At 57.7% G+C, this 22,374-nt stretch carries 16 protein-coding genes; 3 read left to right on the top strand and 13 right to left on the bottom strand.

The genetic code is table 11. The features are described from left to right. Positions 1-28: 28 nt before the first annotated feature. Complete coding sequence (gene dctP, locus AC4FIA_RS08455; protein ID WP_490365468.1) at positions 29-1,039, bottom strand: TRAP transporter substrate-binding protein DctP; 1,011 nt, start codon at positions 1,037-1,039, stop codon at positions 29-31. A gap of 114 nt (positions 1,040-1,153) precedes the next feature. Then, complete coding sequence (locus AC4FIA_RS08450) at positions 1,154-2,209, bottom strand: Gfo/Idh/MocA family protein (protein ID WP_490365467.1); 1,056 nt, start codon at positions 2,207-2,209, stop codon at positions 1,154-1,156. Positions 2,210-2,405: 196 nt separating this feature from the next. Between AC4FIA_RS08450 and AC4FIA_RS08445 the strand changes: the two genes are divergently transcribed. After that, a complete protein-coding gene (locus AC4FIA_RS08445; RefSeq protein ID WP_103910205.1) occupies positions 2,406-3,071 on the top strand; it encodes a GntR family transcriptional regulator in 666 nt (221 codons plus the stop codon). A 52-nt stretch (positions 3,072-3,123) separates the two neighbouring features. Here AC4FIA_RS08445 and AC4FIA_RS08440 read toward each other — a convergent pair whose 3' ends face one another. Continuing rightward, positions 3,124-6,030: an Rne/Rng family ribonuclease gene (locus AC4FIA_RS08440; RefSeq protein ID WP_490365614.1), complete on the bottom strand. Its 2,907-nt coding sequence runs from the start codon at positions 6,028-6,030 to the stop codon at positions 3,124-3,126. A gap of 471 nt (positions 6,031-6,501) precedes the next feature. Beyond that, positions 6,502-7,374, bottom strand: a complete 873-nt coding sequence (locus AC4FIA_RS08435) for an NAD(P)-dependent oxidoreductase (protein ID WP_490365466.1) — start codon at positions 7,372-7,374, stop codon at positions 6,502-6,504. A 142-nt stretch (positions 7,375-7,516) separates the two neighbouring features. On the opposite strand from AC4FIA_RS08435, the gene AC4FIA_RS08430 reads away from it, so the two are divergent. Continuing rightward, a complete protein-coding gene (locus AC4FIA_RS08430; protein WP_490365465.1) occupies positions 7,517-9,979 on the top strand; it encodes a penicillin acylase family protein in 2,463 nt (820 codons plus the stop codon). 109 nt (positions 9,980-10,088) lie between these two features. After that, positions 10,089-10,310: a hypothetical protein gene (locus AC4FIA_RS08425; protein WP_287474727.1), complete on the top strand. Its 222-nt coding sequence runs from the start codon at positions 10,089-10,091 to the stop codon at positions 10,308-10,310. 9 nt (positions 10,311-10,319) lie between these two features. Here AC4FIA_RS08425 and hflX read toward each other — a convergent pair whose 3' ends face one another. From hflX to dusB, 9 genes are all read right to left on the bottom strand, one after another. Further along, a complete protein-coding gene (hflX, locus tag AC4FIA_RS08420) occupies positions 10,320-11,600 on the bottom strand; it encodes a GTPase HflX (protein WP_490365464.1) in 1,281 nt (426 codons plus the stop codon). After that, positions 11,601-11,837, bottom strand: coding sequence for an RNA chaperone Hfq (hfq, locus tag AC4FIA_RS08415; protein ID WP_103910211.1), 237 nt, complete (start codon positions 11,835-11,837; stop codon positions 11,601-11,603). It lies immediately after the preceding gene. A 122-nt stretch (positions 11,838-11,959) separates the two neighbouring features. Further along, positions 11,960-13,474 (bottom strand): TrkH family potassium uptake protein, encoded by a 1,515-nt coding sequence (locus tag AC4FIA_RS08410; RefSeq protein WP_490365463.1) that lies wholly within the window; start codon positions 13,472-13,474, stop codon positions 11,960-11,962. A gap of 2 nt (positions 13,475-13,476) precedes the next feature. Then, complete coding sequence (trkA, locus tag AC4FIA_RS08405; protein ID WP_490365462.1) at positions 13,477-14,853, bottom strand: Trk system potassium transporter TrkA; 1,377 nt, start codon at positions 14,851-14,853, stop codon at positions 13,477-13,479. Positions 14,854-14,959: 106 nt separating this feature from the next. Beyond that, a complete protein-coding gene (ntrX, locus tag AC4FIA_RS08400; protein WP_103910214.1) occupies positions 14,960-16,393 on the bottom strand; it encodes a nitrogen assimilation response regulator NtrX in 1,434 nt (477 codons plus the stop codon). Between the two features lie 15 nt (positions 16,394-16,408). Continuing rightward, positions 16,409-18,640: a sensor histidine kinase NtrY-like gene (locus tag AC4FIA_RS08395; RefSeq protein ID WP_287474720.1), complete on the bottom strand. Its 2,232-nt coding sequence runs from the start codon at positions 18,638-18,640 to the stop codon at positions 16,409-16,411. Between the two features lie 135 nt (positions 18,641-18,775). Next, on the bottom strand, positions 18,776-20,146 hold the full coding sequence (locus tag AC4FIA_RS08390; RefSeq protein ID WP_103910215.1) for a response regulator: 1,371 nt from the start codon (positions 20,144-20,146) through the stop codon (positions 18,776-18,778). After that, positions 20,146-21,231, bottom strand: a complete 1,086-nt coding sequence (locus AC4FIA_RS08385; RefSeq protein WP_488048315.1) for a two-component system sensor histidine kinase NtrB — start codon at positions 21,229-21,231, stop codon at positions 20,146-20,148. Before AC4FIA_RS08385 ends, AC4FIA_RS08390 begins: the two co-directional genes overlap by 1 nt. Continuing rightward, positions 21,228-22,214, bottom strand: a complete 987-nt coding sequence (gene dusB / locus AC4FIA_RS08380; RefSeq protein WP_488048316.1) for a tRNA dihydrouridine synthase DusB — start codon at positions 22,212-22,214, stop codon at positions 21,228-21,230. Before dusB ends, AC4FIA_RS08385 begins: the two co-directional genes overlap by 4 nt. Positions 22,215-22,374: the final 160 nt, after the last annotated feature.

The raw sequence follows: 22,374 nt of genomic DNA, 5'->3' as shown, positions 1-22,374 counted from the left end.
GAAACGGGGCCACTAAGTCGTGATCAGATCAGTTGCCCAGAGCGTTGATGCGCTCGAGAACACCTTCCGGCCAGGATGCGGCAACTTCGCTGCCAGCATACTGTGCCTGCACGTGTGTGCGGAAGGCTTCCAGATCAGGGGTGTAGATTTCTACGCCCTGGCTGCGAATGAAATCAGCCAGATTGTTCTCCAGATCCAGCTGCTTCAGACGACCCCAAGCGGCAGCCGCGTCTGCGGCGCGCTGCACAGTGATCTGCTGATCAGGTGTCAGTTCGTCCCAAACCGCCTTCGAGAACGCGATGTAGTTCAGGTCGACAAGGTGCGACGTCAGCGCGATCTGCTTGGTCACTTCGTAGAATTTCTTGTCCACGACTGTCGGCAGAGGATTGTCCTGACCGTCAACAGCGCCAGTCGCCAGACCTGTGTAAACCTCGTTGAAGGCCATCGGTGTCGGGGATGCACCCAGAGCGGACCCCAGGAACTGCCATGCGTCTGTGCCCGGCATACGCAGGTTCACGCCGGCCAGATCGGCAGGTGTCTGTACATCAACCTCTTCGCGCGTCTGGCGCAGGTTCACGTGGCGACGGCCCAGATACATGACAGACAGCAGCTTTACGCCCAGTTCGTCTTCGGCCTTTTGCTTGAACGGGTCCATCAGCGGGTCGTTGAAGACACGAACCTGATGCGCGGCGTCCTGATGGACGTAACCTGTCGCAAAGATCGAGAACTCGGGGAAGAACTGTGCCATTTCCTGCGCGGACGCGATGGACATGGTCAGGTTGCCACGGCTGATCGCCTCAAGCTCGGTGCCCTGTGCGAACAGAGTGCCGTTGTAGCCCGGCTGGTAGTCAGCGAATTCGGCAACCATCGGCGCGAAGACGTTCGCCAAGGCCGCGGAACGCTGGTCTGTTTCAGAACCGGCTGTTGCCATAGTGAAAGTCATTTTGTCCGCCGCCAAAGCGGGACCAAGGGACCCTGCAAGCATCGTTGCGGAAAGTGCTGCGCCAAGCGCGGCACGACGTGTCAGTTTGAAGTCCATTTCATCCTCCCTGGACGTTTTAAATCCTCTTGTGGCGAACATGTTTGCTTGGCCATCGCAGCTTTGCAAGATATTTTTAAAAATATCAGATATTTTTGCTAAACGTTCGAATTCTCAGAATCGACCTTGGTCGATCCTGACAGTTTCGCCGGTTTGCGCCGCACGCTGAATGGCCTCTACAACCAATAAGCTCTTTGTTGCTTCCTCGCCGGAAACCAAGGGCTTAGCGGATTTCTGGATGACCTGAACAAAGTGGTCGACTTGTTTAACCAACGGGTTTTCGGGGTGGACGCTACGCGTTTCCACGCCCAACGGATGCCACCAATGTCGCGGATTTTCGCCGTAACTCCACAGCTTCATATCCGGAATAGACAATGATCCGTGCGACCCTCCGACAAGATAGCAGCTTTCAGGCTGTGGGGGATAGGCCGGATTTTCGCGGGCTGTCAGCTCCCAACTCCACGGTGACACGATGCTATCGGACACGGTGATGGTGCCAATCACCCCCGATTCGAACTCAAGCAGCGCGCTGGCGACGTCTTCATTTTGATAGCCACGCAAAGATGGGCTGGCCACCGCGCGGACCGTTTTGACGTCTCCGCACAGGTAGCGGAGCAGATCGATGTCGTGGACCAAATTGACTGCAATGGGCCCTGCCCCGGGCTTCTTGCGCCAGTCGGCCTCATCGAAATAGCTGTCGGGTTTGTAAAGCCAGCACGTGGCCTGAACCGCGCGGATGTCTCCGATCTGTCCTGCGTCGATTGCGGCCCTGGCGGATTGCATCAAGGGACTGTGGCGGCGGTGATGTCCCACGATCAATGGCACATCCTGTTGTTTCGCACGATCGACCAAGGCCCATGCATCGCCTGAACGCGTGGCAATCGGCTTTTCGATCAACATCGGAATGCCCTGTTCGACACACTGCAACCCCTGTTCAACATGCAGTGTGTTCGGCGTCGCCAGAAGAATGCCGTCCGCGCCGCCCGCCGCGAAGAACTGATCAAGATCGGCGAAAGACTTTGCGCCCAAATCCGCGCCAGCCTTCTGGCCGGTCTCACTAGGATCAATCACCGCCACCAATTCCGCATGGTCGCTTTCTGCGATGGCTTTGGCGTGCTGACGGCCGATCAGCCCGAACCCCGCAATCGCAAGGCGCGTCTTCGTCTTCATATTCAGATGTCCTCCCGACGTGCATCAAAGTGCCCGCGTTTCCCGACACAGACAGAAATCTGTATCGCCTCCGCAAAAATAATATATGATATTCTTAAGTGTACCATATTTTATTTATTCGTTTGGCCGGTTGTCGTTACACAAAAATATCAGGTATTTAAGCTAATCTACGGAAACCGCGGCTTGGGAGGGCTGTATGACTGTCGGATCAACGATCTATCAGACGATCAAGCATGACATCATTTTCGGCGCCTTGAAGCCGGGCGAAAAGCTCAAGCTCGACATGCTGAAAAAGCGTTATGACGCCAGCCTGTCCACCTTACGGGAAACCCTGAACCGTCTGGCAAGCGAAGGCTTTGTCGACGCGCCGGAACAGCGCGGCTTTTATGTGCACCCCATTTCAGTGGATGACCTGCGCGAGATCGCGAACCTTCGCGTTTTGCTGGAATGCCATGCTTTGGACCTGTCGCTGCAAAAGGGCGACACGGAATGGGAAGGCAACCTGGTTGCTGCCCACCACAAGCTTTACCGGATGGAGCAGGAAAGACTGGCGGGCAACCAGACCAAGACCGAGGACTGGAAGCGCTACGATTGGGAATTCCACTTTGCCATGATCGCAGCCTGCGATTCAAAGAACCTGTTGGATCTGCACGCCACGATCTTTGACAAATACCTGCGTTATCAGATGTTGGTCCTGACCTATCGTGGCGAAGTCGCAATGCGCGAACATAAGGCAATGCTTGATTCCGCGCTGAGCCGAGATGCCGAACTGACCAAAAAGCTGCTGGCGCAGCATGTAGAGAACGGCCTGATCCACTGTCTTGAAGCGATGGACGAACAGGAACTGATCCCGCAACGCTAATCCCACCCCCACAAACAAAAACCCCGCGCTTTCGGCGCGGGGTTTTGTATTTTTAGCGTCCGATGGACCACCAGCCTTTGCGCTTTGGCTTCGGCTTTTCTTCGGCCACCGGTTCCGCCGGGGCGGGTTCCGGCGCAGGGGCTTCGGCCTCGGCTGTCACCAGCTCGGCAGGCTCTGCAACGGTTTCTGCGACCTCGACCGCTTCCGGTACCGGCGTCGGTTCAACCACCGCCTCTTCCAAAGCTTCGGGCGTGGCCGAGGATGTGTCCTTCACCTCAGGAACCGCCGGATCAGGTTCTGCCGGTGCTTCCGCCAGCTTTTCATCAACCGGTGTCGGGGCTGCTGCCTCTTCCTCGGCTACCTGCTCTGCGGCCGCCGGTTCTACGGCGACAGGCTCTTCGACCTTTTTCTTGCGCGGGCTACGACGACGCTTGGGCTTTTCAGCCGGAGCTTCTTCTGTTGCCGCCTCTTCTTTCGGAGCCACTTCCGCAGCTGCGTCAGCATCCTTCACTTCCGCATCCGCTGCCTCTGCCTCTTCAGTTTTAGGCTCTGGCTTTTTGCGGGTGCGACGACGGCGCTTGGGCTTTTCTTCGGCCTCGGCGTCGGGCGTGGTCTCTTCTGCGGCAGGTGCGTCTTCCGAAGCGTCCGTTTTCGCCTCGTCAGCCGCGCTGTCCTTGGACTCTTCCGAACCGTTATCTGCGGTATCGGTCGACTCGTTATTGTCGGACTGGCCGTCTTCGCCTTCGGTCTGGTTGGTCTTTTTCTTCCGGCGGCGACGACGACGACGCTTGGGCTTTTCTTCTGTCTCGGCTTCGTTTTCGACTTCGGCGTTCAGCTCTTCCGCTTCTTCCTCTTCGGCATCGATGTCTTCCATCAATGCCATCGAGGCCGACACAACAGGTGCTGTCGGTTCAGGAACAACGCGTGTCGCTGTCTTGAACTTCTCCATCGTGAAGTCAGGGCTGACCAGATGCGGGTCGCCTTCGATGCGGACGGACAAGCCGTAGCGCGCTTCGATCTGGATGATGTGTTCACGCTTCTGGTTCATGATGAAGTTGGCAATGGCCACGGGTGCCTTGACCAGAACTTCACGCGACCGGTTGCGCGTGCCCTCTTCTTCGATCTGACGCAGGACCTGCAACGCCATGTTGTCGTCCGAACGGATCAGACCGGTGCCATGACAGGACGGGCACGGCTGTGTCGTCGCTTCGATCATGCCCGGGCGCAGACGCTGGCGCGACATTTCCAACAGGCCGAAACCAGAGATGCGGCCCACCTGAATGCGTGCACGGTCGGTTTTCAGCTTGTCCTTCAGGCGCTTTTCAACAGCTGTGTTGTTCTTGCGCTCGTCCATATCGATGAAGTCGATGACGATCAGACCGGCAAGGTCGCGCAGACGCAACTGACGCGCCACTTCTTCGGCGGCCTCAAGGTTGGTCTTAAGCGCGGTTTCCTCGATCGAGCCTTCTTTTGTGGCACGACCCGAGTTCACGTCGATCGCCACAAGCGCTTCGGTCACGCCGATCACGATGTAGCCACCGGATTTCAGCTGGACCGTCGGGTTGAACATGCCACCAAGGTAGCTTTCCACCTGATAGCGCGCAAAGAGCGGCAGCGAGTCCGAGTAGTGCTTCACGTTCTTGGCGTGGGACGGCATGATCATTTTCATGAAGTCCTTGGCCGTACGGTAGCCGCGTTCACCTTCGACAAACACTTCGTCGATGTCGCGGTTGTACAGGTCACGGATCGACCGTTTGATCAGGTCGCCTTCTTCATAGATCTTGGCCGGCGCAATCGATTGCAGCGTCAGTTCACGGATCTGTTCCCACAGACGCTGAAGGTATTCGTAGTCGCGCTTGATCTCGGTCTTGGTGCGCTTGGCGCCCGCAGTCCGGATGATCAGGCCCGCACCCTTCGGTACGTCGATCGATGTGGCGATTTCTTTCAGTTTGGAACGGTCGGCAGCGTTGGTGATCTTGCGGCTGATACCACCACCACGGGCGGTGTTCGGCATCAGGACGCAGTAACGGCCTGCAAGGCTGAGGTACGTTGTCAGAGCAGCGCCCTTGTTGCCGCGCTCTTCCTTGACGACCTGAACCAGCATAATCTGGCGAACCTTGACCACTTCCTGGATCTTGTAACGACGTGCACGCGCCTTGCGAGGCGGGCGGATTTCTTCCTGCGTGTCATCATCGGCGACAGACTCGATGCTGTCGTCGTCGGCAACTTTTACCTTCGGCTCGTCATCTTCGTCTTCGTCCGACTCGGCCTCGTCAGAGGCTCTGTCATCAGCGGACGCGTCATCGTCGGATGCCTCGGTCTCATCTGCTGTTGCGACAGCCGCATCAGAAGTCTCCGCCTCGGCAGAAGGCTCAGCCGCCTCTTCCGTCGGCGTATCCTCAGACACCTCGGCATCCGACGCAGTGTCCTGTGCCGCGTCGTCGGCAACGACCTGGTCCACAGGCTGCGCGTCAACCACAGCGAGGCTGTCGTTGTCGCCGTCGCTGTCGTCATCAAGATCGATGGTTTCCATACCAGTGATCTGCGACGGTTCTGTCGACACGACCGCATCAGTGGTTGTGGTCTTTTCCGCTTTGGATTTCGACCGCCGCGACCGCGAACGGCGCGATTTGGGCTTGGGGTTGTCTTCTTCCTCGGCCTCGCGCTGTGCGGCGGCCTCTTCCTCATCCATCAGGACCTGACGGTCTGCGACAGGGATCTGATAGTAATCGGGGTGGATTTCAGAAAACGCCAAGAAACCATGACGGTTGCCGCCATAGTCTACGAAAGCTGCCTGAAGTGATGGTTCTACCCGTGTTACTTTTGCGAGGTAGATGTTTCCTGCAAGCTGACGCTTGCTGTTAGATTCAAAGTCGAATTCCTCAACTTTGTTTCCGTCGACCACCACGACGCGGGTTTCTTCCGCGTGGGTGGCATCGATAAGCATTTTCTTTGCCATTGTATCCAGTTGCACGTCAAATTGCCGCCCTCCCTCGTAAGGAAAGCGTCGATTTGGTGTGTCTTGTCAGGGCGAAAGACAGCGCTCGGGCACGGGCGGATGTGTGATCCGCTCCTGTCTGCCTCATGTACTTAGCGCGCGTCATCGCGGTTCTTCTCCGACGCATCCGTAACCTGTCTGGTGACGTAGCGCCCATTAATGGCCCTTCGCTTGGTAGCGGTCAGGGCAATTTTCGTTGGCCTATCAGGCCGCTATCGGTCCTAAGGGCGTGTCCAGCTTTCATGTCTGGCGCTGCGCCCTTCGGCGAATTCTTTGGGCTGAAGCCGCACAGATGCGACTAGCCTAGCGAAGAGTGTACGCTGACCGACACGCAAAACACAATGGGCAATTGTTTGCGCAACCGAAAACATCGACGCGAAAAAGCGCCAGACGAGGCCCGGCGCGTTCAAAGGTTAATAAAGGGAAAAGAAATTAGCCCATCGCACGCAGACGTTTGAACAAACTTGACGTATCCCAACGCCCGCCGCCCATCTTCTGAACATCCTTGTAGAACTGGTCGACCAGAGCGGTCACAGGCAGTGATGCACCGTTGTCGTCGGCGGCGTCCAGACAGATGCCCAGATCCTTGCGCATCCAGTCAACAGCAAACCCGTGTTCGAAATGGTCGTCCAACATGGTTTCATACCGGTTGGACATCTGCCACGATCCAGCGGCCCCCTGACTGATCACCTCCACCACAGCGCGACCATCCAGCCCTGCCTTTTCGGCAAAGTGCAGCGCTTCGGAAAGGCCCTGAACCAGACCCGCAATCGCGATCTGGTTGCACATCTTGGTGCGTTGGCCTGCGCCGCTTTCGCCAATGCGGCGGCACAGCTTGGCATAGGCGTCGATCACAGGCTCGGCGCGATCATAGGCATCCTGATCACCGCCACACATCACAGACAGTTGCCCGTTCTCGGCCCCTGCCTGCCCGCCCGAGATCGGGGCATCGACAAAAGAAATGCCGGCTGTCTTGGCTGCATCATAAAGCTCGACCGTAACGGCATCAGACACTGTCGTGTGGTCGACGAAAACCGTACCTTCGCCCATTCCCGCAAACGCACCGTCGTCACCAACGCAGACAGACCGCAAATCATCGTCGTTACCAACGCAGGACATGACAAACTCGGCACCCTCGACAGCGGCACGCGGCGTTTCGGCGACCCCTCCGCCGAATTCCGCCGACCATTTCTGTGCTTTGGCGGTTGTCCGATTATAAACGGTGACATCATGCCCCGCCTTTGCCAGATGTCCGGCCATCGGGTATCCCATAACCCCAAGTCCCAAAAACGCGAGCTTTGCCATGATTTCCTCCTTTGCGGACATATTCTTTGACCGCAGTTGTGGCCGCCCCGCGCAACCTTGGCAAGGCCAGTCATTCCCGTTACTTCGCTAGAAAGGGAAGATGGGCCATGACACGCGCAGGTCCAGAAAAAGGATTTTCAGGATGTCCATGGTATTCCGCTGGCTTGTTCGACTGACCGCTTTCGCCATCGCCTTGGCCGCGCTGGCCGCGTTTGGCGTCTATTATCTGGCGTCACGATCCCTGCCTGAATACGACAAGACGCTGACCGTCAGTGGCATCACCGCCGATGTCGAAATCATCCGCGACAATTCAGGCGTCCCACACATCCAAGCCGCGGCGGATCGCGATGTGTTCTTTGGCCTTGGCTATGCCCACGCGCAGGATCGCCTTTGGCAGATGACCCTGATGCGCCGGACCGCGCAGGGGCGTTTGTCTGAATTGTTTGGCACGCGCACTGTTGAAACCGACAAGCTTTTGCGCCGGTTCGATCTTTATACGCTGGCCCGCGCATCTGTATCCCATCAAGATGCCCGAACGCTGGACGCGCTTGAAAGTTATGCCGCGGGCGTCAACGCCCGCATTGACGAAATCAACCGCGACAGCCTTGGACGCGGCGCGCCGGAATTCTTCTTGTTTGACCCGACCTTGTCGCCGTGGGTCCCGGCGGACTCTCTGGCGATCATCAAGCTGATGGCCCTGCAGCTGTCCGGCCATTTGTCAGAAGAGGTGCTGCGCGCCCGCACGTCCCTTGCGCTTGATGACGAACGCAGGCTTTCCGATATTCTGCCGGATGTTCCCGGCGCAGGCACCGCCGCCCTGCCCGATTACGCCAGCCTTGCCCCCGGCGCGATGCGTTATGCCGAACTGCCCGAGCTTGGCGGCAACATGCTGATGCCCATTGCACCGCGTGGCCTTGCTGGCGCGTCGAACGCTTGGGCCGCGGCGCCAAACCGGTCGGCCAATGGCGGCACACTTCTGGCGAACGATCCGCACCTTGGGTTTTCGGCACCCGCAATCTGGTATCTGGCGCAGTTGAACCTTACATCCGGCAGCGTCATCGGCGGAACCATCCCCGGTGTTCCTGCCGTTATGATCGGCCGAAGCGAAACGCTGGGTTGGGGTCTGACCTCGTCTTATCTGGATGATCAGGACCTGTTCCTTGAACAGCTGAACCCCGACAACCCCGAGGAATACCGGACCCCGACCGGCTGGAAGCAGTTCGAAACACGCAAATCGATCATCAACATCAAAGATGCCGCACCGGTCACCGTGACACTGCGCTGGACCGACAACGGCCCCGTTCTGCCCGCCACACAATTCGATATCGGCACAATCACCCCCAGCGGGCATGTCATGTCGCTCGGCTGGACAGCCCTGTCCGCGCGCGACACGTCGATGTCGGCCGCCATCGCCCTGATGGACGCCAAATCCGTGGACGAAGCCGTGGCCGTTTCATCGGCCTATATGGCCCCGTCACAGAACCTGACCCTGATCGACAAAGACAAAATCGCGATGCAAACCGTCGGGCAGATGCCCCGTCGGGACGCAAACCATCAAAGTCAGGGCCGGATGCCTGCGCCGGGCTGGATCGCCGAGAACCGCTGGCAGGGCATGCTGCCTTATGCGTCGAACCCGTCCTTTTTTGCTCCGCGTGGCGGCATCGTCGGCAACACCAACAACAAAACCGTCGACCGCCCCTTCCCGCTGCATGTCAGCTTTGAATGGGGCGACACGCAGCGCATTGAACGCTGGAAAACCTTGATGCAGGGCCGAGAAGTTCACACCCGCGAAAGCTTTATCGAGGCACAACTTGATACGGTTTCCTTCGCGGCACGTTCGCTTCTGCCTTTGGTCGGCAAAGACCTTTGGTTCACCGGCGAGGCAGCGCCCGAAGGCACGCCCGAACGCCGCCGGTCGCAGGCCTTGTCCATGCTGGCCAATTGGAACGGCGAAATGAGCGAACACTTGCCAGAACCGCTGATCTATTCGGCGTGGATGCGCGCCCTACAAGATCGGCTGATCCGCGACGATATCGGGCCGCTTGCAGACAAATACCGCCACGTCGAACCGCTGTTCATCGAACGTGTGTTCCGCAATATCAACGGCGCGTCCGCCTGGTGCGACATCAAGCAATCCAGCGCCGTCGAAGGCTGCACGGATATTGCCCGCCTTGCGCTGGACGACGCGCTGATCTGGATCGGGGAAACCTATGGCACCACGCTGGAATCCTTGCGTTGGGGGGACGCCCACCAAGCGACGCACGACCATCAGGTCCTGGGCGAGGTTCCCCTGTTGAAGTATTTCACCAACATCCGGCAATCCACATCCGGCGGGGATTTCACCCTGCTGCGCGGCAAAACGAGCGGAAAGCCCGAAGCACCCTTCCTGAACGTACATGGTGCAGGCTATCGCGGGGTCTATGATTTTGCTGATCCGGATAGTTCCGTCTTTGTGATTTCAACGGGCCAGTCCGGCCATTTCCTGTCGCGCCATTACGACGATCTGGGTCAGCTTTGGCGGCGCGGTGAATATATTCCCATGTCGCTGGACAATGATCTGGCACGGGCCGCGTCCGTCGGGATCACCCGCCTGACATTGGAATAATTCCCGAAAAAGAAAGCCATCCCGTCCGCACTGGGATTTTAAGGCAACATTAATTGGATTGGATTTACACCACAGTTGAACAATATGTAGTGACCGAGGTACAGTCATAATGATTAAAGATATTATTATTCAATTTCCCGGATACTATAAATTGCAAAACACTGCGAATAGAACCACCTGCAGTCGCTGCCGCGAAGAACATTGGCAAAGCGAACAAGCGTGCCCGCGTTGCGGAAAGACCCGTTCCTGGATCGATAAACACATTCCCACAGCGGTTTATCCGCTGGCGGCGCTGGCTGTTCTGATGCTGTACAGGCTGGTTTTTGTCTAGTCCAATCGACTACAGGCTGTCGAACTTCGCAGCATCCGTAGGCGACCAGCGTACTAAAAGATCATAGCCGTCTTCGGTCTGCTTTTCTTCCGAAACCAAACCTTTTTCGAACAACCACGCTCTTTTACGACCATCTTCATAGCTCAGCAGCAGGCGTTCTTCGCGAATGCCATCTGCCAGCTTTGTGGCAACGTCTTCTAGAAACGCATCAAGCCCCTGCCCAGTGATCGCAGACGCAACAAAGGTATCGTCCTGACGGGACGCCCGAAGTTGAAGCGCCTCGGCTTCGTCCGGATCGACGTTGTCGATCTTGTTCCACAACTCGATTTGCGGTGTTTCGTCCGTAATACCCAAAGAGGCCAGAATATCACGGACGTCTTTCGCCTGTTCTTCGGACTCTGAATGGCTGATGTCACGCACATGCACGATGATATCGGCGGCCAGCACCTCTTCCAGCGTGGCGCGGAAGGCCGCGACCAGTTCAGTCGGCAGGTCGGAAATAAAACCAACCGTGTCTGACAGGATAACCTCGGGGCCAGAGGATAGCTTCACCGCCCGCATAGTCGGGTCCAGCGTGGCGAACAGCATATCCTTGGCCATCACCTCGGCACCGGTCAAACGGTTGAAAAGCGTGGATTTACCGGCGTTGGTATAGCCGACAAGCGCGACAATCGGGAACGGCACCTTGGCCCGTGCCTTACGGTGCAATTCGCGGGTTTTCACAACCTTCTCAAGCTGGCGGCGCAACCGGACAAGCTGTTCGTCGATTGCACGGCGGTCAGCCTCGATCTGCGTTTCACCCGGACCACCCACAAACCCCAATCCACCCCGCTGACGTTCAAGGTGGGTCCAAGCGCGCACCAGACGTGTCCGCTGATAAGAGAGCGCGGCCATCTCGACCTGAAGAACACCTTCCCGCGTCGCCGCCCGATCCGAGAAAATCTCAAGGATCAGACCGGTACGGTCGAGCAGCTTAACGCCCCACGCCTTTTCCAAATTGCGCTGTTGAACAGGCGTCACAGGACCATCGATCAAAACCAGTTCGATCTCGTCCTTTTCCAGTTGCTGTTTCAGTTCTTCGATTTTGCCAGACCCGAACAGCATGCCCGGATGGGGCTTGGGCAATGGCACAACGGTGCCGCCCAAAACCTCTAGCCCCGGCAAAGCCAGGGCCAAGGACAAAGCCTCTTCCAACGAGCCATGCGCTTCACGGCGGTCACGATCTGATTTGATGTCGGGATGCAGAACCCAAGCGCGGGTGTCTGGCGTTTCCGTCTCGGTGAAGCCCAATTATTCCCCGTCGCCGTCGTACAGGTTGATCGGCTGCGCAGGCATTATTGTGCTGATCGCGTGTTTATAAACCAGCTGAGACTGGCCATCGCGGCGCAGAAGGACGCAGAAATTATCAAACCAAGTGATCACGCCCTGCAATTTCACGCCGTTGATCAGGAATACTGTGACCGGCACCTTGGTTTTGCGGACATGGTTCAGAAATGCATCTTGAAGGTTTTGACGGTCGGAAGCCATTGAAAAAGCCTTTATTCTTGTATGCGCCATCGTAAGCGCGCCCTCGTTCAAAAGAGTATGTATTGCTCGCTCAGGAACTTCCAGAGGAAATCAACACCCTTTTTCAAGCCTGTTGCATGAGATCAATCGCGCCACAACTCGGGCGTGACCATAACCACGATGGCCAGCACTTCAAGACGGCCAAGGATCATTCCCGCACAAAAAAACAATTTTGCCGATAGCTCGAGCTGCGACAAGGACAGCGAAACCTCGGCGGCAAGGTTCACGACAGGGCCTGTGTTGGTCAGCGCCGCGACGGCCATAACGAAGGACGGCTCGAACGTAACGCCCGAGGCAGCAAAGGCCATAACCAGCCCTGACAGGGTCAAAGCAAAGATCATGAAGAAGACCCAAGCGATAAACGCACCTTCCCTTCTGGTGCGCCGCGTCAACAGGCCGGACCGTCCAACGGAACTCGGGTGGATCAACCGTTCCAGTTCACGCCTTCCATTCAGATACAGGATGAACACGCGCAGCAGCTTGACCCCGCCAGCAGTCGTCGCAACGCCGCCGCCAGTGATCGCCAGCCCCATCAGAATCAAACCGGGCGTGCCCAAACCGGACCAGCTGCGCGCCGCCGACCAGTCGGCGCTTTCGAAACCGGCCGTGGTCAGGAAAGACAGCGTTGTGAAAATGGCCCCCCAAAGCGCCTGAAGACCGACGATCGGCGTATCGCTTACAGCAACTTCGAACGACGCGATCCAATGGCGTGTAAACAGGATAATCGGAACGATGGTGACGATCATCGCCCCCATCCTGAATTCAGGATCGTACCAGATCCCCTGACGCCGCGCGGCGCTGGTGTCGTTCGAAAACGTCAGGCGTGTCAAAGCGAACAGCAGGAACAGGAAGATCAGCATTTCACCCAACCGTCCCGATCCGCTTTCTGCCAACCCGTTGATCGGCGAAATCCCCGACGTCGCCATGGTAGACATAGCATGCATCAACGCGATGAACGGTGTGTCCCCTAGTGCCATCAGCATGACCCACAAAGACGCGGTAAGGCCCACGTAGACCGGGATCAGGCTTGCACAGGCGCGCGCCAGACGCTGACGCGGATCGGCATAGTCGCGCCGCGCAGCGCCGGTAGCAAAGGTTTGGCCCGGTTCTGACGCCGCCGTCACTTCGAACCCGCCCAAGGTCAGTGGGGCAAGGATCGCCGCCGCGGAAATCCACAACAGCAAACCGCCCTGCCATCCGACCAAGCCGCGCCAAAGATGTTCTGCAGGATCAAGCCGATCGGGCGCAAATAAGGTGGCCCCTGTCGTCGTCATGGACGACACCATTTCGAAATAGGCGTTCACAAACGTCGTATTCCGCACCGCTTCCTGAAACGGCATCGCCAGAAAGGCGGGCAGCACCAGATAGGCCACCAACAGCCCCAGCAATTGGCGAAGCGGGTTTTTGTTATGCTCGCGCCCCATCTGCGCCAAGGACACGAACAGGACAAAGATCATGCCCATCAGGCCTGCATAAAAGAACGTCCGCGCGTCGTGGAAGTGTTCAAGCGCCAAGGCATAGATCGCCGGCACCCACATCGAAAGCGACGCGACGCCTCCGAGCAAAAGCAAAAGTGGAAGTTCGACGAGCCGCGACATCGTCAGAAGAAATCGATCGAAACCTGTAGCAGACGTTCAACCTCTGCCACGTCTTCGCTGAGGGCGAAGATCACGATGATATCGCCTTCCTCGATCCTCAGATCACCACTGATCTTGACCACCTTGTCGCCCTTGCGAACCGCGCCGACCAGAACCCCTTCCGGAAACTGGATATCGCGGACGCGCTGCCCAGCGATCGGAGAGGTAGAGAGCACTTCGGCCTCGATCAGCTCGGCCTCGGCATCGCCGATGGAATAGACCGCGCGCACGCGGCCATGTCGGATGTGGCGCAAAATCGATGAAACGGTCGTCGCACGCGGGTTGATGTAGGCGTCAACGCCGAGCGGGTCCATCAGCGGCACAAGCGTCGGGTCGTTGATCAGCGCGATGGCCATAGGACAACCTTCGGCCTTGGCCCGAACCGCCGCCAGCATGTTGGTTTTATCGTCGTCGGTCACACACAGAACCGCATCGGCGCGGTCGATGTTCGCCTCGGCCAACAGGGCCGCATCCAGACCATCCCCGTGCAGAACGATGGTTTTCTCCAACGCTTCAGCCGCGTGTTCCGCGCATTTGCGGTTCTTTTCAATCACCTTGGCGCGCACGCGTTCGGCGCGACTTTCCAGTTCGCGCGCCACCATCAGGCCGACGTTGCCCCCACCGATCAGAACCACGCGTTCCTGTTTGTGATTGGGCTTACCAAAGATTTCCAACGTCCGACCCACGTCATCGGCATGGGACATGATATACGCGCTGTCGCCTTCAAACAGCTGATCTTCCGGCTCGGGCGCGAACAGCGTGCCATCGCGACGGACACCGACAACCACAGCACGCAGCGTGGAAAACAGATCCGTCAGCTGGCGCAGCGGCGTATTTACGATGGGACAGTTTTCATCAATGACCAGACCCAGCAGCTGCGCCCCACCTTCAAGGAAGCGTTCCGTATCGAAGGCTGCAGGCGCGCTCAGGCGCTGCAAGGCAGCCGCCGCAACTTCGCGTTCGGGCGAAATCACAACGTCAATCGGTACGTGATCGCGACGATAAAGATCGGAATAGATTGCCCGCAGATAGGATTGCGACCGCAGGCGGGCAATCTTGCGCGGGATCGAAAAAACCGAATGGGCCACCTGACAGGTGACCATGTTGACCTCGTCGGAATAGGTGGCGGCGATGATCATATCCGCGTCACGCGCACCTGCGCGTTCAAGCACGTCGGGATAGGATGCAAACCCTGCAACCCCCTGAACGTCCAGAGAATCTGTCGCGCGGCGCACAAGGTCGGCATTGTTGTCGACCACGGTCACATCGTTTCGTTCACTCGCCAGATGGCGGGCAATCTGCCAACCGACCTGCCCTGCACCACAAATGATGACTTTCATGCACCTGCCCCGAGACTACGGATCATAGACGATTGGTCTGACATGCCGCGCAGCAACAATCAACGCGTCAAACGCAACGCCAAAAGGACGTTGCAGTTAAAACGCATCAGGACGCTTCGCGCTCAAGCTCGGATTCATCTTCTGCATCTTCGATCCGCGCAATACGTGCCCCGCCCTTGGCCGTGGTGACCACGCCCAAAGATTTCAGCTTACGGTGCAGCGCCGAGCGTTCCATGCCTACAAAGCTGGCTGTGCGAGAGATATTGCCACCAAAACGGTTGATCTGGGTCAGCAGATATTCGCGCTCGAACGCCTCGCGCGCTTCCCGCAGCGGCAGAGTAGCCAGCGTGTTCGACAAGACAACACGACCATCGTCCGAATCCTGACGGGGCGTTTCCTGCGGCAATTCGCGCGCCTCGATCTCGCCCGTACCATCGCCAAGGATCAGCACACGTTCAACCAGATTTTTCAGCTGACGCACGTTGCCGGGCCAGACCATCGTCTGCAAAAGCGCAATCGCATCGGCGCTCAGGTCGCGCTTCGGCAGACCTTGGGCCTTGTGGCATTCTTCAATGAAATGTGCGGTCAGCGCTGGAATATCCTCGCGGCGTTCTTCCAGCGACGGTACATCAATCGGCACAACATTCAGGCGGTGATACAGTTCTTCACGGAAGCGGCCTTCGTTGATTTCCTGATCCAGCGATTTGTTGGTCGACGAAATCACCCGCAGGTCGACGCGCACCTTGTCGGCACCGCCCACGCGCTGGAACTGTTGGTCCACCAGAATGCGCAGGATTTTGGACTGCGTACCAAGCGGCATATCCGCCACTTCGTCGAAATAGATCACGCCGCCATGCGCCTGCTCTAGTAGTCCGGGCTCGACCCCGCGTTCAGCCGTTTCGCGACCGAACAGAACCTCTTCCATTGTCTCAGGCGAAACGCCCGCGCAGTTCACGGTCACAAACGGTGCCGAGGCGCGGTTTGATTTGGCATGGATATAGCGTGCCGCCACTTCTTTGCCGCTACCCGCAGGTCCCGTCAGCATGACACGCCCATTCGAGCGCGTGACCTTATCCAGTTGACTGACCAACTGACGGAAGGCTGCGCTGTCACCGATCATCTCGGACGACTGGGTATCACGACGCTTCAGGCTCTGGTTTTCGCGACGCAGACGGGATGTTTCCATCGCACGACGAATGACGACCAACAGCTGGTCAATGTTGAACGGTTTTTCGATGAAGTCGTAGGCGCCTTGCTTAATTGCAGCGACCGCGATCTCGATGTTGCCGTGGCCGGAAATAATGACCACGGGCACATCCGGATTGTCACGCTTTACCGTTTTCAGAATGTCGATCCCGTCCATCTTGCTGTCTTTCAGCCAGATATCGAGGATCATCAGAGCGGGCGGCTCTTTGTTGACCTCGGCCATCGCCTCGGTCGAGTTTCCGGCAAGACGGGTCTTAAAGCCCTCGTCTTCAAGGATATCACCGATCAATTCGCGGATATCGCGTTCGTCATCAACAATAAGAATGTCACCCATTTTTCAAATCCTTCTTCAAACCGTTTCCACTGTTTTCTGGGATGTTATTTTCTCAGCGCCAAACGCCAGAGGCAGTGTAATCACCGCCATCGCGCCGACCTGTGGAGCCCCCTCAAACAAGGGCGCATCGTCAAGAGCCAGCGTGCCACCGTGCTCTTCGATGATCTTTTTGACAATCGGCAGACCCAATCCTGTGCCCTCGTCACGGGTGGTGACATAAGGTTCAAACAGGCGGGCGCGGTCTTCTGGAAGGCCGATGCCGTTGTCCATGATGCGAATTTCGCATTTGTTGTCGTGTGTCGTCAGGCTGACGCGAATTTCGCGCTCAAACCCTTCGGGCGCCCCATCTTTGACAAAGCTTTCAATGGCTTCGCCCGCGTTTTTCACAAGATTGGTCAGCGCCTGTGAAATCATCGTCGCGTCGATTTCCGCCATCACCGGCTGATCCGGCAGCGTGGATTGGAACCGCACCTCGGGCTGACCGGCCTCTTGCAGGATCAGCACGCCGCGCAGCAACTCGGCCAGATCTTCGGATTTGGTTTCCGGCTCTGGCATGCGGGCGAACTTGGAGAACTCATCCACGATCCGGCGCAGGTCACCCGTCTGGCGGACGATCACATCGGTCATCTGCTCAAGCCGCTCGGCATCCTCGGCCTCAAGGCTACGGGCAAACTTGCGACGAATGCGTTCGGCCGACAGCTGGATCGGCGTCAGCGGGTTTTTGATTTCATGCGCAATGCGGCGGGCCACATCACCCCACGCTGCCATACGCTGTGCACTGACCAGATCGGTCACGTCATCAAAGGCCACAACATAGCCTTCCAAACCGCCGTCTTCACGACGACGCGTCGACATGCGGACCAGCAGGTTTTCCAAACGCCCGTCGCGGCTGACCTTGATTTCTTCTTGCTGAACCTCGGACCCGCTATCGACCAGCTTATCAAACAAGGGACCAAATTCGGGAACCGCCACAGTGATCGGCAGGCTTTCTTCGGTTTCCTGCCAATCCAGCAAACGCTTGGCCGACCGGTTCACAAAAGCCACGCGCCCCTCGGAATCAAGACCGACAACACCGGATGTGACCGAGGTCAGCACCGAGTCGAACAGGCGCTGACGACGTTCAATCTGGCGCGTGTTGTCCAACAGCGTTTCGCGCTGCGCCTTCAGCTGGCGGGTCATCTGGTTGAAGTAGCGGCCGAGCATGGCGATTTCGTCGTCACCATCGGCGGCGCGAACCTGCACATCTAAATCCCCTGCCCCGACACGCTGCGCAGCACCAGCAAGGCTACCTACCGGACGCGACAGACGTTCAGCAAACCAAAGCCCCAGCCAAACCGCCGCAAGGATTAAAAGCAAGGCAAAGCCAAGATACAACAAAGCAAAGTCGAACAGGCGGCGGCCCCGTTCGCTTTCTTGTTGTTGGTAAAAGCGCGCGGTTTCTTGTGTTTCGTCCAGCAGGTTCAGGATCGTGCCGTCAACGTCGCGACTGACATAAAGATAGCGGTCGGCAAACTGTGTCAGCGGCACCAAGGCGCGGAATTCGTTGTTGTCCCAATCCTCGATCAGTACAATGCCGTTGTCTTGCGACTGTTTGATTTGCTCCAAAGAAGGCCGTTCGAAATCAAACAGATACGACCGTTCCCCACGGGATTGAATTTCGCCAACCCCGTCAATCAAATAAGCTTCACGCAGACCGCGTTGGATTTGGGACTGGCCGTTCGACAGAACCTGCCGCAACTCGCCGTCATCCATAAACCGCGCATTTCGGGCCGTTGTGTCGATGAACCCAGCCAACGCCTGCGCGTCTTGGGTCAGTTCGGCGCGATGTTCGGCCTCATAGTTTTCAGCTGCAGAGAGGGATGCACCAACCACGTTCTGAACCCGTGTCGAAAACCACGTTTCTAAACCGAAATTGATGGTCAGCACCGCAAAAACGGCCACAGTGATCGTCGGCAACAACGCCATAATTGCAAACACGCCGGTCAATCGCAGGTGAAGCCGCGATCCAGCCGACTGCGCACGCCGTGCTGCAACGATGCCCGCAACGCGGGACAGAACCAAAGCCGCCAAAAGCAGGACGTAAACAAGGTCAGCCAGGAGGACCAAACGCAAAGACAGGCTTTGCGACGACGCATTCCCAAGCGGGCCAAGAACCAGATAGGTTGCAACAGCCAGAACAGGCCCCAGAAACACGAGCCCAAGCGCCAGAGCCGTCTTGAAACGGCGCTGGTTTCTAAGTTGCGTCAACTGCGCAAACTTCAATTGTCGTGCCCGAGTGGCCACAGCCGCCCTCGCATTGATTGGCCGTCAAACGCGACCTACCGCCATATATTGTGGTCTCATCGATGCAAAGTGCGTCGCGGCCACGGTTGTGTGGCGATTTTACATCAACTTACGGCGTCGTGTCACGCGAATATCGAGGTCGGTGATCTTCTTTCTGAGTGTATTCCGGTTGATGCCCAGCAAATCGGCGCATTTCGCCTGATTTCCACCTGTCGCTTCCAGCGCGATTTCAATCAGCGGGCCTTCGACCTCTTTCAGAATACGGCCATAGAGCCCCGGGGGCGGCAACATAGAGCCGTGCAGGTCAAAGTACCGGCGCAAATGGCGCGAAACGGAGGTAGACAGCTTTTCGCTATCACCGCCACGCAAGATCGGTCCTGTTTCAGGCTGGTTGCCCAGAACCGCCTCCACCTCGGCCTTGGTGATTTCGTCAGCACGGCTGGTCAGCGATAAACGGCGTACGGCGTTTTCCAACTGGCGCACGTTGCCCGGCCATGAATAGGCGCGGAAAATCTCGCCCGCATCATCAGACAACCAACGCTTAGGCCCGCCTTCCCGTTCGATGCGGGCAAGGAAGTGGTCGGTCAGCAACTGAATATCTTCGACCCGTTCGCGCAGGGACGGCACGGCGACAGTGGCGCCGGAAAGGCGATAGTACAGATCACGGCGCACACGGCCGTTTTCCATTTCCTGCGACAGGTCCGTCTGGCTGGTCGCCATGAAACGCGGCACATGTTCGCCCGGAACATCCATCATGCGAACGATCCGCGCCTGGATTTCATCGTCGATATCGCCGATTTCATCGATCAGCAGCGTCCCGCCTTTCACCCGTGCCAGAACACGTGCAGGGCCTTCCAGATCTGACAGATCGGCGGCAGTCACTGTTACAAACGGCAACATACGACGATCCGAGAAGTCATGAATTGCACGCGCGATCAAAGACTTACCCGTGCCACTTTCCCCACAGATCAGAACCGGAAGATCGGTATTCATCACCCGCGCGACCAGTCGGTAAAGCGCCTGCATCGCAGGGGTTTTACCGATCAGCGGCAGTTCTTCGGGGCCATCCGCGTTTTCAGAGGGCTCGTCCTTGCGCGGGGCGACATTGCGGTTTTCCAAAGCGCGCGCTGTGCGCTTCATCAGGTCCGGCAGGTCAAACGGCTTGGGCAGATAGTCATACGCCTCTGCCTCGGCGGCCTGAATAGCGGTCATGATTGTGTTCTGCGCGGAAATCACGATCACCGGAAGGTCCGGCCGATCCTGATGGATTTTCGGCAGCATTTCCAAACCATTGCCGTCTGGCATGACGACGTCGGAAATGACCACATCGCCCTTTCCTTCGCCAACCCAGCGCATCAACGTTGTCAAGGACGACGTCGCATGTACCTTACACCCCGCGCGTGTCAGCGCCTGCGTCAGAACTGTCCGGATCGTGCGATCATCATCAGCTACAAGAACTGTACCGTCCATCAGTCGGTCTCCTTTGCGTCACGGGGGGCCAGCGGCAGGGAAATGCGGAAGCGTGTTTTCCCGGGGACGCTGTCGACGGAAATCCATCCGTCGTGATCAGAAATAATTTTGGACACGAGCGCGAGGCCAAGCCCCGTACCGTTTTCCTTGCCAGATACAAACGGGTCGAAAACATCGCCTTCAATGTCCGGCGGCAATCCCGGACCATCGTCGATAATTTCGATCTGAAGGGGCAGAGACTGCCCTGTTCCGTCCGATCTGCGCAGGCGGAAGCTGTGTTCGTAGAACGTATGAAGCCGGATTGTCCCACCCTGCTGCGGGTCGGCGGCCTCGGACGCGTTTTTAACCAGATTCAACACCACTTGCAGCAACTGGTCCGGATCACCGTAGGCCAGCGGCAAGGACGGATCGTAGTCCTCGATTATCTTCATATGCCCGCCGAACCCCAACAAGGCCGAACGCCGTGCTCGGTCCAGAACATCGTGGATGTTGACGGCGCGACGCTCGGGCGCGGACAGGTTTCCGAATTGTTCGACCTGCTCCAGCAGTTTAACGATGCGGCGGGTTTCCGCGACGATCAGGTCGGTCAGCTCCAGATCTTCCTTGTTCAGGTTCATCGACAAAAGCTGAGCCGCGCCGGTGATGCCTGCCAAAGGGTTCTTGATTTCATGCGCCAGCATCTCGGCCATGCCGATTGCGGATTTGGCTGCCGATTTCACAGAATGGTTCTGCGTCATGCGCCCCGCCAGTTCACGTGGGCTGATCAACATGATCATCCAACCGGGCTGGTTCTGGATCGGCGCGATGTGCAGCGAGCAGACCAAGGGTGGGCGATTGCCTGTGCCGACATCGACATCATTCACAAACAAAGGCGTGCCCTGTTCGCGGGCCCGCTTAAAGCTGGCCTCTAGCGGGGCATCGACAGCCAGTTTATCCCAGACGGGCTGACCAAGCAGCGTCTTGGTCGAATTGTTCATGAACCCTTCAGCGGCGGGGTTCAAATCGGCAATCAGGTCTGACCCGTCGATCAGGATTGCAGGAACTGGAAGCGAAGACCAAAGCGCAAATTCTAGGCCGGTGTTCATGCTGCGGCCTCGTCAAGTTCGGGATGATCGGCCAAAGCATCAGGCAAGAGCGCCAGAACCTCGGCTGCGGTTTTTGCTGTCAGGACACGTTTGCGCAACGAAACCGGTGTCCGCGTGTTGTCCATGTACCAACCCAGATGCTTGCGCGCGACACGCAGGCCCAGATCAGAGCCGTAGAAATCCAGCATCGCCTCATAGTGACCTGACACCAGATCGACCAGTTCGCTGCCTTCAGGCACGCTGGGCGCCGCGCCGCCATAAAGCTCGGCTGCGATCTGCGCCAATATCCAGGGACGCCCTTGCGCGCCCCGCCCGATCATCACGCCATCCGCGCCAGACGCGTCAAGCGCACTGCGCGCATCCGCGGCGGAACAAATATCACCATTTGCTATCACTGGTATGTCTACTGCTTCTTTGATCTTGGAAATCGCCGCCCAATCGGCGCGACCTTTGTAAAACTGACAGCGCGTGCGCCCGTGGATGACCATCATCTGAATGCCGGCGGCCTCGGCCCGTTTGGCCAGTTGATCCGCATTGTGGCTGTCGTCATCCCAACCCAGTCGGGTTTTCAGCGTCACAGGTACGTCCACCGCCTGAACAACGGCCTCGATCAGGCGCAGGGCATGATCCAGATCGCGCAACAGTGCAGAGCCGGAATACCCACCCACGACCTTTTTCGCGGGGCACCCCATATTAATGTCGATCACCTTGGCACCGTTGCCTTCGACCAATTTGGCGGCCTCTGCCATCCAAACGGGATCGCGACCGGCAAGCTGGACAGACGTATTTTCAACACCAAAACCAAGCTCGGCCTTTTCGCGCGTCGCCCACTTGCCCTGCACCAGTTCCTGCGATGCGATCATCTCGCTCACAACAAGACCGGCACCGAAACTGGAGGCCAGTGTTCGGAACGGCAAATCGGTGATTCCCGCCAAAGGAGCGAGAAGAACCGGTTTTGGGATATCAGCGGACCCAATACGCAAGATTTAGCGCCTATTCATTGTGCATCTACTTCGAGCTAACCCGCAGCATTGCCTTGATCAACGGCAATAGAACGTTTTCCGGCCAGCAAAAAGGCACATGCCTAAAAATTAGGCAAATACCTTCGGACGATTGCGCGCCACCCTGTCAAAGCCTAGGAAG

Source organism: Thalassococcus sp., assembly GCF_982780845.1.
Note: the sequence above shows the minus strand (reverse complement) of the source record. Positions and strands in the feature narration are given on the sequence as shown.